General features: G+C 69.1%; 8 protein-coding genes. 3 read left to right on the forward strand and 5 right to left on the reverse strand.

Going from position 1 to position 14,118, the window contains the following annotated elements:
* Entirely contained in the window at positions 1–2,610 is a 2,610-nt protein-coding gene (locus QHF89_RS05365; protein WP_136967191.1) for a neutral/alkaline non-lysosomal ceramidase N-terminal domain-containing protein, read from the reverse strand.
* A gap of 58 nt (positions 2,611–2,668) precedes the next feature.
* Positions 2,669–4,366 carry a tetratricopeptide repeat protein gene (locus tag QHF89_RS05370; RefSeq protein WP_136967190.1) on the reverse strand — a complete coding sequence of 566 codons (1,698 nt, stop codon included), beginning with the start codon at positions 4,364–4,366 and terminating at the stop codon, positions 2,669–2,671.
* A gap of 155 nt (positions 4,367–4,521) precedes the next feature.
* On the opposite strand from QHF89_RS05370, the gene QHF89_RS05375 reads away from it, so the two are divergent.
* Complete coding sequence (locus QHF89_RS05375) at positions 4,522–7,158, forward strand: S8 family serine peptidase (RefSeq protein ID WP_136967189.1); 2,637 nt, start codon at positions 4,522–4,524, stop codon at positions 7,156–7,158.
* A gap of 48 nt (positions 7,159–7,206) precedes the next feature.
* Here QHF89_RS05375 and QHF89_RS05380 read toward each other — a convergent pair whose 3' ends face one another.
* From QHF89_RS05380 to QHF89_RS05390, 3 genes are read right to left on the reverse strand one after another with little or no spacing between them, the layout of a single operon-like run.
* Positions 7,207–8,913 (reverse strand): sensor histidine kinase, encoded by a 1,707-nt coding sequence (locus tag QHF89_RS05380; RefSeq protein WP_136967188.1) that lies wholly within the window; start codon positions 8,911–8,913, stop codon positions 7,207–7,209.
* Positions 8,910–9,878: a PhnD/SsuA/transferrin family substrate-binding protein gene (locus QHF89_RS05385; RefSeq protein WP_136967187.1), complete on the reverse strand. Its 969-nt coding sequence runs from the start codon at positions 9,876–9,878 to the stop codon at positions 8,910–8,912. The genes QHF89_RS05380 and QHF89_RS05385 overlap by 4 nt, the downstream gene beginning before the upstream one ends.
* A complete protein-coding gene (locus QHF89_RS05390; RefSeq protein ID WP_284720094.1) occupies positions 9,863–11,173 on the reverse strand; it encodes a response regulator in 1,311 nt (436 codons plus the stop codon). Before QHF89_RS05390 ends, QHF89_RS05385 begins: the two co-directional genes overlap by 16 nt.
* A gap of 307 nt (positions 11,174–11,480) precedes the next feature.
* Here QHF89_RS05390 and QHF89_RS05395 point away from each other — a divergent pair, with 307 nt between their 5' ends.
* The gene (locus QHF89_RS05395; RefSeq protein ID WP_136967185.1) at positions 11,481–12,680 is read left to right on the forward strand and encodes an acetyl-CoA C-acetyltransferase; all 1,200 of its coding nucleotides are present in this window, start codon (positions 11,481–11,483) and stop codon (positions 12,678–12,680) included.
* Between the two features lie 20 nt (positions 12,681–12,700).
* Positions 12,701–14,095, forward strand: a complete 1,395-nt coding sequence (locus QHF89_RS05400) for a flavin monoamine oxidase family protein (RefSeq protein WP_136967184.1) — start codon at positions 12,701–12,703, stop codon at positions 14,093–14,095.
* The last annotated feature ends 23 nt before the right edge of the window (positions 14,096–14,118 follow it).

Genomic DNA, 14,118 nt, shown 5'->3' on the forward strand with positions numbered 1-14,118 from the left:
TCAGGGGACGCTCAGCGTGCCGCCATTGCCCGCCACGTCGCGAATCTCGACGGACTGCGCGTCCTGCGCCTCCTGCATCGTGAGCGGCACGCTGGCCTTGCCCTCGGCGTCGGGGTCGACCTCGACCACCTTCGTCTGGTTGTTCGCGAACGTCACCGTCACCGTCCAGGGGCCGAGCAGCGGCACGCCCGTATCGCTCGGCCCCACACGCAATGCACGAAGCCCCGGCGCCGTCCCGAGGTTCGCCGCGAGGTCGATCGAAGAGGCGCCCCGCGTCGCCGTCGACGCGGCCGAGAGCGGCGCAGCGACGACTTCGAACGGCGGGCTCGTGATCTCGTAGGTCGTCTCCCCGCTCGCCGCGAGCGCCTTGCCCTTCACGCGAAAGCGGTATTTCCCGAGCGGGAGCGAGAACGGCAGCATGGGCTTCTGCGCGGAGTAGAGGTCCGCCGGGACGGGCTGCCACGTCGCCGTGTAGACGTGGTGCTCCGGCGCCTCGGCGTTCACCGGGTCGGGCGAGTACGTCGTGACAATCGCGCCCTCGTACGATGTGGCCGGTCGGCCCTTCACGTCCGCGAGGGGCTGGTACATGCCGAGCGCCGCCTCGCGCTCGATGAACACCACGGGCATGTCGACGGCCGGATCGCCGCCATACCAGGCAAACCGCGCCGCGCCGACGGCCCGCGGGACCTCCGCGGTCGAGACCTCCGCCGTGACCGTATCGGGCCAGAAGAGCGCGGGCGACGCAGACGCAGACGTGCCGTGATCGGTGGTCTCGAGCTTCGTGATCGGCGCCTCGTCGGGGTATTTCCAGGCGGCGAAGCGCGAGCTGCCCACCTCGGGATCCTCGATTTCGGGCGTCCAGGCGAGCTTCGCCGCTTCGAGCACGCCGGCGAGGATCTGCTCGCCTTCGAGCGGGCCCCAGATGTTGATGCTGGGCTCATAACCGCCAGCGAGCCAATCCTCGCCCGTGAGGATGTATCCAACGTGATCGTCGGCATACCCGATGAGCAGCGTCCGATCCGGGCCTGCGGGTGAGAGGCCACGCAGGTATGCGGCCCAGGGCGCGACGGGCTCGCCAGGCGCCGTGACCACGAGGTAATCGCCGGTCGGCGTGCCGGAGATACGAAGGGCCGCGGCCGTCGTGCGGACGGAGTCGCAGAGCGGCAGGGGCATGTCGACGCTCACGTCGAAGATGCCGAAGATGATGCCGCCGCCCTCGGCGATTTCGAGGCACGAGCCATAGGCCGGCATGCTGATCGCGCCCGGGAGCCCGGCGATCGCGCCCAAGCCAGTCTTCTCGCCGCAGAGGCCCGCGCCGGCGTAGGTGTTGAACTCGTCGATGGGGCTCTTGACCTTGCCATTCTCGTCGAGGAGGACGCCGTCGGGCACGTATTCCTCCACGTTCGGATCGTACGCCGCGTAGCGGAGCTCGGTGCCGTCGGGGCGCTTCACCACGCCCTCGCGGCCGATGTAATAGCTCCGCGTGACGATCTCGAGCGCGGCCTTGTCGCCGGTCTGGACGCCGCCGATGATGGGCGCGATGAGCTCGGTCGCGCGGGCGCCGAGCGTCTCCAGGCGCGGAATGTCGAGGCAGCGGAGCGAGTCGGGGCAGGCGTTGCGGCCCTCGTGGCCCGCGGGCGAGACGTCGCCGGCCGCGCCCTGCACGTGCATGACGGGATAACCGAGCTCGGCGGTGAGCGCGCGCGCGATGGCGCCGGGGGCGTCGGTCGAGACGAGCGGATTGTCGCCGCCGCCAATCGTGCCGTGGATGGGGAAATCGACGAGGGCCGCGAGGGGCGTGCCGTCGGCCTTGTCGACGCGCAGGACCCAGAGCGTCGGGTCCTTCCTCTTGCCCGCGTCGTTGCCGTCGGGCCCGGGGATCATGTTGTTTTCGCCGCGCCGGTCACGGTTGACCTCGTCGTTCGGGTCGAAGTCCTTCTCGACCGTGACGCCGATCTTCGCGGGGGCGAGGCCGTCGAGCGCTTGCTTCACGGCGTCGGCCATGGCGGCGATGGCGCGCTCGGCGAGCGCGGATTTGGGGCGATCGACGCCGGGCATCAGGATGAAGCTCGGCTGGTAGCCGGCCCAGGCGGCGTGGCTATGCGAGGCGGTCATGATGATGCGGCCGCGCATGGAGCCGTCGGAGGCGACCTTCGATTCGAGCTCGAAGAGCGTGTTCTCGTTGAGGAGCGGCGCGTCGACGCGCACGACGACCACGCGCTCGCCGCCGGCTTCGAGGGCGATGGCCTCGGCGCGCGGCGCGTCGTGGATGCCCACGGTGGGGACGAGGCTCTTGCCGAAGCGCCGGGGCCGGTCGTCGACGGGCTTGGCGCCGCCGAGGCCGATGGCGCGGGACGCGTAGCCGCCCACGGGCGTGCCGATGGGCATGGGCAGGACGGCGGCGCCGTAGCCGGCCTTGACCTCCGTCGGGGCATTCGCCGGTTTGGACGGGCGCTCCGGCGGGGTTTCGAACTGGCAATGGGCCAGCGGATCGACCACGGTCGGGGGGGGTTCCGGGATCTTCGTGTCCTCGTCCCCACAGGCAGCGAAGCTCGCCCCGAGCAACCCGAGGGCGATCCAACCGAGCGTCTTCTTACGTGTTTTCGTCACCGAAGGCCTCCTCGCGGGCGAGGATAGCCGAAGCGGCGGACGAGGCGGGAGAGACGTTTCAGAACCGGGAGGATTCGAGCCGGATGTCCGCGCGGGCGAAGGCGATCTCGAATCGGCGCCGGACCTCCGCGGCCTCGGACGCCTTGCCCTGACGTTCGAGCGCCTGGGCGAGGCCGAAGAGCGAAAACCCGTTCTCCGGCAGGTTCGCGAGGTCCTCGCGATAGACACGCTCGGCGTCCGCGGCCCTGCCCGCGCGGAGCAGGACGGCGCCGAGGATCTGCCGTGTCGGGTGATGCCAGTCCGGCGGCTCCATGTAACGGAGCAGGTCTTCGAGCACCACCGCGAATTGGAGCTCACGGACGGCCGTGTCGAGATCGCCCCGATCCGCTGCGAGCTCGCCGCGCGCGACCGCGAGGGCCACGCCGAGCACGGCGCTCGGCGTGTTCACGCCCGACACGGTCGTGCGGGTGAGCGCGGGCTCCGCCGCAACCTTCTCCAGCGCGGCGAGCTCACGATCCGCGGCCGCCGTGTCGCCGAGCCGCGAGTACGCGATGGCGCGCGCGTAATGGTGCACTCCGCGAGAGTAAGCGCGATCCTCGGGCGGCGCTTCCGCGTGCAGGATCTCTTGCCACCTCCCGAAACGAACCAGGGCATAAAGCGGTGCAGCCTGGAAATGCTCGATCATTGTGGCCATGGCGCCGCCGTGGCCGTGCGCGGCGTGGCCAAGGAGCCTCGGGATCGAGCGCGCCACGCGCAGCGCCTCGGCGGACCGGCCTTCGAGCGTGGCCGCGGCCCACAGGAAATGCACGTTGTGCATCCGGTACATGATCAGGTACATGTTCGAGGGATCGGCGAGGGGCGCGTATTTGTCGTCGGCGGCGATGGCGCGCTCGTTGGCCATCGCGGCGTCGTGATAATGGCCGAGGCGAAGGTAGATGTGCGACGGCATGTGCACGAGGTGCCCGGCGCCGGGCACGAGGTCCCCGAGCCGGACGGCCGCATCCCGCGCGCGCGCGGGGTGCGGCGAGGACTCCATCACGTGAATGTAATAATGGTTTGCCCCGGGGTGGTTCGGATCGAGCTTCATCGCTCGCTCCAGCGCGGACACGACCTCCTCGGTATTCACCCGCGGCATCCCGCGCTCCCAGTAATTCCAGGGGCTCAGGTCCATGAGCGACTCCGCGTAGAGCGAAAGAATGTCCACGTCGTCCGGGAAGTGCTCGGCGACCTTCTTCATCGCTCCGGCATAGGCGATATCGAGCGCGCTGCGATCGGCCACGGGGACGGGTGCGTATCGGAGCACGAGGGCCTCGATGAGCTCGCGCTCGGGCCGCGTGACGCCGCTCGTGGTCGCGAGCGCGCGTGCGCGCTGGATGTGCGCATACGCGCGCGGGACGGCGTCGTCGCTCATCGGCGCGTTGATGTTCGGGCCGAGTACGAGCGCGGCGCCCCAGAAACACATCGCGCAACGGGGATCGAGGCGCGCGGCTTCGAGGAACGATCGCTCCGCCTCGGCGTGGTTGAAAGCATAAGCCAGCGTGAGGCCCTGGTTGAAATAACGCTGCGCGGCGGGAACGCTGGTGGTGATGGGTCGATGCAGGGATCCCATCCCTTCGAGCAGCGGCGCCCGCTTTGGCGCGGGCGGATTCGTGATCTCGCCGGCCCCGTCGCTCGCCGCGGCGCGCGGTGCGAGGAAGGACGGGGCGCCGAGCAAACCGAAAAGAACGAAGAGCGTCTTCCGCGATGAGATTCGCATTTTCACCCTCCCCGGCCCGCCCCCTTTCGGGGGCATGTTCGAAGGCAATGGGGCGGACGGGGCGGACGGCAAGCCCTCCACCCTCTTGACGCCCGGTTGCGGCGGGGGCACTTGTCTGGAAAGGGCCCCAAACGCGGCGGCCGAAGAGGTAACACATGAGGCGCTTTCGCTGGATTCACCTACTTGCATTGCCCTCCTTGCTCGCGGCTTGCGGCGGAAAGCCCGACGGCGAGCAGGCGTTCGAGAACGGGGATGCGTACGATCCCTCGTCGGTCGTCACGCCGGAGCAGAACGAGACCCCCACGTTCTGGTTCGTGGAGCTCGAAGAGGCGCCGCTCTTGCGCGGCGGGTCGGAGTCGTTGCTCCTCCAGCAAAAGGTCGTCTTCAAGGCCGAGGCCGAGAAGCGGGGCATCCCGTTCACCGAGCGGCTCTCGTTCCACCGGCTGTGGAACGGGCTTTCGATCCGGGTCGCGCCCGAGCACGTCGCGGACCTCTCGAGGATTCCCGGCGTCAAGTCGGTGTGGCCCGTGATCCCGATCCAGCAGGAAGACACGCCGGACGACAGCGGCGGCGCGCAGATGGACATGGCGACGGCGATCGCCATGACGGGCGTCGACGTCGCGCGGAACCAGCTCGGGCTCACAGGCGAGAAGATCCGCGTCGGCATCATCGACAGCGGCGTCGATTACGATCACCCCGATCTCGGCAACGGGTGCTTCGGTCCGGGGTGCCGGGTCCAGTACGGCTACGATTTCGTCGGCGACGGGTTCCAGGCGGGTGTCGCGGGGGCGTATGCCATTCCCGACGCGGATCCGGACGATTGCGGCGGGCACGGCACGCACGTCGCCGGCATCGTCGGCGCGAACGGGGGGATCGTCGGCGTCGCACCGAACGTCACGCTCGGCGCGTATCGCGTGTTCGGCTGCGCGGGGTCGACGAACCCGGACATCATGATCCAGGCGATGGAGCGTGCGCAGCAGGACGGCATGCGTGTCGTCAACATGAGCATCGGCTCCGGCTATCAATGGCCGCAGTATCCGACGGCCGTCGCCGCGTCGAACCTCTCGATGAGCGGCACGATCGTCTCCTGCTCGGGCGGCAACAATGGCGACCGCGGCGTCTGGGCCACGGGCGCGCCCGGCGTCGGGGCGAACGTCATTGCCTCGGCCTCCGCCGAGAACACGCATATCGCACAGCCCTCGTTTGCCATCACGCCGGATGGCAAGGCCATCGGGTACAACGCGGGCACGGGCGTGCCTTTCGCGCCGTTCACGGGCACGTTGCCCCTGGTGGCCACGGCGACGCCGAATACGATCGCCACGGACGCGTGCAACGTGAATCCGCCGGCGGCAGGAAGCCTCATGGGCAAGGTGGCGCTCATCAAGCGCGGCGGCTGCACGTTCTTCGAGAAATCGAAGAATGCGCAGGCCGCGGGCGCCACGGCGATCGTCCTGTACAACAATGCGGCCGGCGCGCTCGTCCCCGGCGTCACGATTCCCACGGGCTCACCGGCAGGGACGACGCCCGTGGGGGTGCCGGTCGTCGGAATCACGATGGCGGACGGCGACCTCATCGCCCAGCGCATGGCCTCGGGCGCGGTGTCCTTGACGTGGACGGACGACACGGTCACCTCGCCGAACAGCCTCGGCGGGCGCATTTCGTCGTTCAGCTCGTGGGGCGCGGGCCCGGATCTCTCGTTCAAGCCCGACCTCACGTCGCCGGGCGGGTCGATTTATTCGACGTATCCGCTGGAGCTCGGCGGGTTCACCTCGCAGAGCGGCACGTCGATGGCCTCGCCGCACACGGCGGGCTCGATTGCGCTGCTCATCGAGGCGACGGGCGAGACGAATTTCGAGGCGATTCGCGCCCGGCTCCAGAACACGGCGCAGCCGCTCCTCTGGGGCATCGATCCGACGCAGGGCATCCTCGACAGCGCGCATCGGCAGGGCGCGGGCCTCATCCGCGTCGACCAGGCCGCGCTCACGAAGTCCAGCGTGTGGCCGAGCCGCATTGCGATCGGTGAGACGACGGAGCCCACGACGCACACGATCACGCTGAAGAACGACACCAACGAGCCCATCACGTACGACGTCTCGCACCAGCCGGGCGTCTCCACGGTGGGCACGTACGGCACGCCGCAGGCGCTCTCGCAGCCGACCGTGCCGCCGAGCGCGACGTTGAGCGCGCAAAGCGTGACGGTCCCGGCGCACGGCACGGCGACGGTGGACGTGACGATCACGCCAAACCCGAACCTCGCCGACCGGGGCGTGTTCGGCGGCTTCGTCCAGTTCGCGCAGACGGGCGGCAATGCGACGCTGCGCGTGCCGTACATCGGCCTCAAGGGGGACTACCAATCGATCGTCGCGCTCGTCCCGACGGCGCAGGGCTTCCCCTGGTTGTCGCGACAGAACAATTCGACCAATCCGCCGACCTACAACAAGGAAAATGGGGGCGCCGTCTTCACGATGTCGGGATCGACCAACGTGCCGAACGTCACGGTGCACCTCGAGCACCAGGTGACGTCGGTGAAGGTCGACATCGTCGAGGCCGCGGGCCTCCAGAAGCCCTGGGGCACCGCCTACACGTACACGTACGTCGGCCGCAATGCGGATCCGACAGGCACGTATTCGTTCGCCTGGAATGGGACCACCACGGTCGGCAAGAAAGTGGTCACGGTGCCGAATGGCAATTACGTGATGAAGATGAGCGTGCTGAAGGCGCTCGGCGACGCGAACAACCCGGCGCACTGGGAGACCTGGACGTCGCCGTCGTTCAAGGTCGAGCGGCCCTGAATCTCGACCCGTGGGGGGCTCCCGCCCCCCACCTCGTCGAAGCCGACGTCACGCCTCCGCAGGTCGAAATGGAAACTCCAGCGTGAACGTCGCCCCGCGGCCCGGACCCTCGCTCTCCGCGACGAGGGTCCCGCCCATGGCGCGGGCCACGAGCGCCGAGGCGTGCAGCCCGAAGCCGTGGCCGCCTCTCCGCGTCGTGAACCCGTGCTGGAAGATCCTCGTGAGCAAGGCGGCGTCGATCCCCACGCCATTGTCGATGATCTGAATGCGCACCCGATCCTCCGCCGGCCGCGCGAGCCGCACCCCGAGGCGCTTGTCCTCGCCCCCGCGCTCGCCGAGCGCCCATTTTGCATTGCCGAGGAGGTTCAGGACGATCTGCAGCACCTTGTGCTTGTCGCAGAGCGCCCGTGGCAAAGGCGAGAGCCCCCGATCGATGATCACTCCGCTGCGCCCGCTGCTCGGTACGGCCATGCGCAGCGCGTCCTCCAGGACCGCCGCGAGATCCACCGACTCGTCCAGGTTCGTCACCGTGGCATAACTCTGCTGGAAATCGACGACCGCGCGGATATGCGCCACGTGCCCCTCGAGCGCGCCCACCAAGGAGAGCAGCTCCGTCCGCTCGGCCGCGAGGTTCTGGCCGAGCTTCCCGAAATACTCCGGCAGCCTGCGCCCGCGCTCGTCATTCGAGAAAAACCCGGCCAGGTCCGCCTTCTGCGCCTCCAGCATCTCGGCCGCCTTGAGAAGGGGATCGACCCGCAGCGCCCGCAGCCGCTCCGCGAGCATCGCGCTCGCGGTGTTCAGGTTGTTCAGCACATTGCCCACATTGTGCAGAACATTGGAGGCGATCTCCGTCATGCCCGCCTGCCGCGCGAGTTCGAGCGAGCGCTGCTGCGCCTCGCGGAGCTCCGCCGTGCGCTCCTCCACCCGCCGTTCGAGCTCCTCGTTGGACCGCCGGAGCGCTTGCTCCTGCCGTTCGAGCTCGGCGTTCGCCGCCAAGAGCTCCGCCGTGCGCTCCTCCACCCGCCGTTCGAGCTCGTCGCGCGCCACGCGCAATGCGCCCTCGCTCTGCGCGAGGTCGTTCATGGACGCGTCGAAGGGCAGGAGAATACGCCGGTAGACAAAGGCGCCGAGCAAGAGCATCAGGGCCACGGTCCCCACCGGCAACGCCCGTTGCGCCTGCCCGAGCCAGCGCAGATCGGGCCCGGCGCGCTGGCGGATATCCGCGTCGAGCGTGACGAGCGCCTCCGCGAGTCGCTGCGACGCCGTCTGGAATCGCTCGATATCGGGGTTGTTCCTGAGCGATTGGTTGTCCGAGCGGAGCACACGCACGGCGCTCGTCCGCACCTCGGCCCATAAAGGCTCCATGGCGGCGAGCCGCTCCTTCGTCGCCGGATCGTCCTCGGCGACGAGAGAGACCTCCGCGCCGCCGATATGCGCCTTTCCCCCCTGCCGCAGCGCCGCGAAATTCTTCGAGAGCTGCGCTTCAAATTCCTTTGCCAGCTTTCGCTGCCGGAGCAAAAGCTCCCAGTCGGACGTGGAGAGCCCCACGACCGCGAGGTACGTCGTGCTCGCGTAACGATCCAGGAGATCCCGCGTGGCGTCGGAGGCCGAAAGCAAGAGGCGGCTTTGCTCGGTGCGGCGGCCGATCTCGTGCACCGCTATCAGCGAGGCGAGCTGCAAGGCCACGCTCACGGCGACGAGCACCACGAAGGACCGGACGAGGCTGGGCATGCTCGCGCGAGGCGGCGAGCTCATCGGATCGCCACGATCCCCGCCTTCTCGGCGGTGGTCTTCATCAAGCGGTGGTCATCGTACGCGGCGTCCTCGACCTTCACGAACCGCGCAATGAATGCCGCGTCGAGCAGCCGCTTCCCCTCCGGCTCCTGGTGCATGCCGAGGAGCGTCCGCTGGAGCGCGGCGCGGAGCTCCGCCGGCAGATCCGGCGAGACCACAACCGGGCTCACGGTCATGGGACCCAGGCTCTCGAGGACCCGCACCTCGCCCGCGCGGCCGATGCGCTTTTCGCGATCGTAATCGAGCACCAGGCTGTCCACCCAGCTCGCGTCCGCCTCGCCCGCGGCCACCATGCGGATCGACTCCTCGTGCGAGCCGGAGCGCACGATCTTGCTGAAAAAGCCGCTCGCGAAGCCGCGCTCGATCAGGCGATGACGGGGCGCGTTGTACCCGGTGTGCGATCGCTCGTCATTGTACACCAAGGTGCGGCCCCGGAGATCGTCCAGCGAATGGTAGGGGCTCTCGTTCCGCACCACGAGATCCGCGAAGTACACGGGCCGCCCCCCATAACGAGGGTACGTCATGATGGGCGCGCCAACAAGCTCGGCGCGCGGGGTGGGCTCGTCGCGCAGCATGGTATAGGGAAATCCACAGATGAAGCCGAGCTCCACGGCGCCCGTCTGCAGCATGCTGTTGATGGTGCTGTAGGCGAGGCCCGTCGTGACCTCGATCGTGATCCCGTTTTTCCGGGCCAGATATTGCGCGATCTCGTCGTAGAGGTTGACGCCGGACTCCGACACGAACGCCCCGCTCATCACCATGCGCATCGGGCGCGCGTCCTTCGCAGGCGCAGCTCCGACCACAAGGCCCGGGCGCTCGGGTGTGCGCGCGTCCGTGGGCTCGATCAAAAAGACGCCGATCGCCGTGGCCCCGACGAGCGCCCCCAGAAAGCCCCAGACGCCCAGCGATTTCAGGTACGCTCGCATGACGCGTCCCTCCCGCCCGGGCGGCGCCCCATGGCGAATGCAATGCCGCTCTGCAGCGTCCGTTGCGTCGATAACCCGGAAAACCCCTGCCCCAAGGCCACGAGCGTCTGCGCCACCTCGGGCCGGATCCCCGTGAGCATGATCTCCGCGCCGAGCAGGCGCGCGCCCTGCGCCATACGCACGATCTCATCGGCGACCACGGGCGTGACGCGCGGCACGCCCGTCACGTCCAAAATGGCGACACGCGCTCCGCGCGCCACGATCCCCTGCAAAAGCGTCTCCTGCGCCTGTTGCAACCGCGACGCCTCCAGCTCGCCGACGAGGGGCATGACCACGATATCGTCGGTGATGGGGATGAGCGGCGTGGAGATCGAGAGCAGCGTCTCGTTCTGCGCGCGCATGGCGTCCTCCCGCGCGCGCTGCTGTTCGATGGCCTCGTCGCGCTGCCGCTCCTCGGTGACGTCGCGCAGGAGCACGAGCGCCTCGTCGGCGTCGATGCCTGCGACGCGCGCCTCGAAATGGCGTGTCCCGCCCTTTTCCCCTTGCCGAAGTTCGAAACTCTGCGCGTTCCCGGTGTCGATGGCGAGCTCCACATACCTTCCCATCTGCACGCCGAGCGCGTCCCCGAGCGCCGCGGAGATGGACTCGCCCGGCCGGAACACGAGGGTCGGCGCGGCGGCGCCGCGGGCGGGCTTGAAATCGCGGCACAGGCCGTCCCGCGCCACGACGAGCAGCGCGTCGGGCAGGGCTGTGAGGATGCCGCGGTTCTTCGCCTCGCTCCGCCGCAGATCGACCTCGGCGCGGGAGGAGCGCTCGGCCTGGTTCCATTTCTCGGTGAGCGCACAGGCGATCTGACGGACCTCCACCGGATCGAAGGGCTTTTTCAAGATCAAGAAGCGGTCGGTCACGCCGAGCTTCTCCGTGATCTCGGCCCAGGAATGGTCCGAATACGCCGAGCAAATGACGGCCTGCAAGGTCGGATCCGCGGCCCATAGATGCGTCAGCGTCTCCAGCCCGTCCCACCCCGGGGGCATACGCATATCGACGAAGGCGAGCGCATAAGGGGCGGCGCCGCCGCGGGCTTGCTGCACCTTCTCCAGCGCCTCGGCGCCCTGCGAGGCAAAGGTGAGCTCGAAATCCAGCGCGGGCGGCGCGGCGGCGCGCACGCCGAAGATCGATGCCTCCATGGCATCGAGCTCGAATGAGCTCCTCCGAGGCTTCAAAATTTCCAGGAAGTCGCGGTGAATGGCATCGCTGTCATCCACCACGAGGATGCGGCGATTGTTCGTAAGCATCGCGTCCATGCTTGCCCCCTGGACACAACGTCTCACGGAAATCCGCCCGCGTCCATCAGGCAATGCGTAGAAAACCTGCGCATGGACGGCGAGAATCGGTCGATCTCGATCCATGTGGGACGTACCCTCGCGCTCCGGGAGTGCCTCTCTCAATCGTGGCGACCCATTCCTTCGCTGCGCTCCGTCACGGCGCGGGTCCCGAAGGAGAGATGGCTCGCGTTCGGGCGGTTGTCGGGCCTGGGGGCTTGCTTGGCACGACGGTCCGTCGCATGCTCCCGGCCCTCAACAGGACATGCACGGAGAAAACATGGCCAAGCTCAGCAAGGACATCGTCATCGTGGGCGCGAAGCGCACCGCGTTCGGGACGATGAATGGCGCGCTCAAGGGTGTCTCGGCGAACGATCTCGCGGCCCACGCCGCGAAGGCAGCCCTCGCGCAGGCCGGCGCGGCGCCGGGCGACGTCGGGCACGTCGTCGTCGGCAACGTCATGCAGACGAGTTCCGACGCGATCTACTGCGCGCGCCACGTGGGCCTCAAGGCAGGCGTGCCCATCGAGGTCCCGGCGCTCACGGTGAACCGGCTTTGCGGCTCGGGCTTCGAGGCGATCGTGCAGGCGGCCCAGCTCCTCCTGCTCGACGAGGCCGATGTCGTGCTCGCGGGCGGGACCGAGAACATGTCGCAGGCGCCGCACGTGCTGCGCGGCGGGCGCGAGGGCTTCGCGTTCGGCAAGGCCCCGGCGCTCGAAGATTCGCTCTGGAGCGCGCTCACCGATAGCTACGTGAATTCGCCGATGGCCATCACGGCCGAGAACCTGGCCACGAAGTACGGCATCTCGCGCGCCGAATGCGACGAATACGCGCTCCGCAGCCAGAAGCTCTGGGCCGCGGCGAACGAGGCGGGCGCGTTCAAGGACGAGATCGCGCCGATCGAACTGCCGGGCAAGCGCGGGGCGCCGCCGGTCTCGTTCGCGGTGGACGAGCACGCGAGGCCGCAATCGACGCCCGAGGCGCTCGCCAAGCTCGCGCCGGTGTTCAAGAAAGACGGCACGGTCACGGCCGGCAACGCGAGCGGCATCTGCGACGGCGCGGCCATGCTCGTCGTGACCACGGCCGAGAAGGCGCGCGAGAAGGGCTGGACGCCGCTCGCGCGGCTCCTGCAATGGGCGTCGGCGGGCGTCGACCCCTCGATCATGGGCATCGGCCCGGCAGCCGCCATTCCCAAGGCCCTCGAGCGCGCGGGCGTCTCGTTCGACGCGGTCGACCTCTTCGACGTGAACGAGGCGTTCGCGCCGCAATGGCTCGCCGTGCAGAAGGAGCTGAAGATCCCGCTCGACAAGGCGAACCTGAATGGCGGGGCCATCGCGCTCGGCCACCCGCTCGGCGCCTCGGGCGCGCGCATCACGGCGAACCTCGTCCACACGCTGCGCCGCACGGGCAAGCAGATCGCCGTGGGCAGCGCTTGCATCGGCGGCGGGCAAGGAATCGCGGTCGTCCTCGAACGAATCTGAACGGGAGGAGCGGCGAGGCCATGGCCCCATTCAACCAAGAACGCGAGGCCGACGTCGTCATCGTCGGCGCGGGCCTCGCGGGCCTCTCGGCGGCGGACGCGCTGACCCGCATGGGAAAACGCGTCGTCGTGCTCGAAGCGCGGGATCGCGTCGGCGGGCGCACGCTGGGCCGGGAGATCGGGGGCCGTGTCCTCGACCTCGGAGGGCAATGGCTCGGCGCGGGGCAACGCCGCCTCGGGCGCCTCGCCGCCGAGCTCGGCGTCGCGACGTTTCCAACGTACCATTCCGGACAAAAAATCCTGGTGCGGGACGGGCGCGTCTCGACGTATGCGGGGACCATTCCCTCGCTGCCCGTGCCGGGGCTCGTCGCGCTGCACCTCGCGCTGCGCAAGCTCGACGCGCTCGCGGCGCGGCTGCCCAAAGGAAGGCCGCTCGCCGCAGCCGAAGCTTCGGCGTGGGACGAAACAACGCTCGAAACCGCCGCCCGCGAGCTTCTCCCGCGCGCCGACGTGCGCGAGCTCTTCGACGCGGCGGTGCGGGTGGTCTTCGGCGCGGAGCCGCGCGAGATTTCAATGCTGTATTTCCTCGCGTACCTGCGCGCGGGCGGCGGCCTCATGCGCCTCGTGGAAATCGAGGGCGGGGCGCAGGAGCGGCGTTTCGTGGGCAGCGCGCAGGAGCTCTCGATCCGGCTCGCAGCGCGGCTCGGGGACGCGGTCGTGCTCGCCGCGCCGGCGCGGCGCATCGAGCAGGACGGGCGCGGCGTGGTCGTGACCTCGGACGAAGTCGTGGTGCGGGCGCCGTACGTGATCGTGGCCGTCCCTCCGGCGCTCGCGGGTCGCATCGAAGTTCGCCCGCTCCTGCCCGTCGTGCGCGACCAGCTCACGCAACGGATGCCGATGGGCTCCACGGTGAAATGCATCGCGGTCTACGATCGGCCTTTCTGGCGCGAGGCGGGGCTCTCGGGGGAGGCCGTGACGAGCACGGGGCCGATGTCGGTCGTGTTCGACAATGGCTCGCACGACGGGGTGGTGCATTCGCTCCTCGGATTCGTCGTGGGGCAAAAGGCGCGCGTCTTCTCGGAGAGGCCCTTGGAGGAGCGGCGCGCGGTGGTGCTCGGGAGCCTCGGCCGCATGTTCGGCGAGCGGGCGCTCCGGCCGAGCGAATACGTCGAATTCGACTGGTCGACGGAGCCATGGTCGCGCGGCTGTCCCGTCGGGGTGATGGGGCCCGGCACGATGACCGGCGTGGGGCGCGCGCTGCGCGAGCCGGTGGGGCGAATCCACTGGGCGGGCACCGAGACGGCGACGGAATGGACGGGCTACATGGAGGGGGCGCTCGAATCGGGCGAGCGCGCGGCCGGTGAGGTGGGGGCGAGGTTCGAGGGCCGAGACGAGGAGCATTTCGTCCCCTCCTGACGAAAGCCTGACTGGACGTCCCG

Origin of the sequence: Polyangium sorediatum (assembly GCF_029946465.1) — a bacterium.
GTDB classification, from domain to species: Bacteria; Myxococcota_A; Polyangia; order Polyangiales; family Polyangiaceae; genus Polyangium; species Polyangium fumosum.